This window comes from Micromonospora arborensis (assembly GCF_003205615.1).
GTDB lineage: Bacteria > Actinomycetota > Actinomycetes > Mycobacteriales > Micromonosporaceae > Micromonospora > Micromonospora arborensis.
The window spans coordinates 1-284 of the sequence record NZ_PYBV01000119.1 but is presented as its reverse complement, the minus strand read 5'-3'; the positions used below and the strand labels follow the sequence as shown (position 1 = coordinate 284).

Genomic DNA, 284 nt, shown 5'->3' with positions numbered 1-284 from the left:
CGGCCCGGCCTTCCGGGGCGTTCGGGCCGCGTGGCGCTCCGGGGACGACTCCTACGCCGAGGTCGCCCTGCCGCCGGCGGCCGGAACCGGCACGTACCCGCTGCCCCCGGCCCTGCTCGACGCCACCGTGCACGCCCGTCTCGCCGGTGAGGACGGCGACGGCCCGGAGGTCCCGTTCAGCTGGCAGGCCGTCCGGGTGACCGCGCCCGCCCCGGAAGCGGTCCGGGTGCGCATCACCGCGACCGGCCCCGACACCGTCGCCCTGGTCCTGACCGACCTGGCCG

General features: G+C 79.2%; 1 protein-coding gene. It reads left to right on the top strand.

Annotated features, from left to right (window positions below; translation table 11 throughout):
* Positions 1-284, top strand: a 284-nt coding sequence (locus C7C45_RS33090; protein ID WP_146247499.1) for a polyketide synthase dehydratase domain-containing protein, incomplete at both ends; no start/stop codon positions are given.